This is a genomic window from Streptomyces vastus (assembly GCF_039532825.1).
In the GTDB taxonomy this organism is placed as follows: Bacteria; Actinomycetota; Actinomycetes; order Streptomycetales; family Streptomycetaceae; genus Streptomyces; species Streptomyces vastus.
In genome coordinates this window covers 1-610 of sequence record NZ_BAAASJ010000052.1, presented here as the reverse complement: position 1 = coordinate 610, position 610 = coordinate 1, and the positions used below count along the sequence as shown (strand labels likewise).

At 70.3% G+C, this 610-nt stretch carries 1 protein-coding gene; it reads right to left on the bottom strand.

Features of this window, described 5'->3' with window-relative positions:
* Positions 1-543 (bottom strand): IS701 family transposase (locus ABD357_RS23890; RefSeq protein ID WP_344392777.1); only part of this gene is annotated, 543 nt, incomplete at its 3' end.
* Positions 544-610 lie beyond the last annotated feature (67 nt).

Genomic DNA, 610 nt, shown 5'->3' with positions numbered 1-610 from the left:
GCCCTGCTCGGCGCAGCGCTGTTCATGGTCGGCGGTGGTGCCGGCCCAGGCCCGGCCGAGGTAGAGCTCGCGGTCGATCAGGGTGCGGCCCCGGCCAGATCCGTAGGACAGGTGCACGCTGACCTGGGCGTTCTCGATCCTGCCCGCCGTTCCGGTGTACTGCCGCTGCACGCCGGCGCTCTTGGCGCCCTTCTTGATGTCGCCGGTCTCGTCCGCGATCAGCACCGCGTCCTGACCGGCCAGGGCGGCAACAGCGTAGGCCCGGATCCGGTCACGCAGCTCGTCGGCGTCCCACGCGGCCTTGGCCAGGAAGCCCTGCAGCCGGTCGGGGTTGGGGTGGCCCGCGAACTCGGCAAGCTGCCACATGTTCTTCCGCGGCACCTCGCTCAGCAGCCCGCGCACCATCGCCCGCAGGTTCTCCCGCGAGGCCGGACGGGCAAACACGTCGTCGACCGAGGCGCACAGCGCCTCCAACTCCCCATCCAGCGCCCGGACTTCGGCCTCATCTAACTCGCCCGTTCCAACCGCCCCCGGCGGCAGCATCAGTCCCACGAACGGCCCAACGAACCGACCGCCATCACGTCACGTGAACCACCGGCTGTAGTACTAG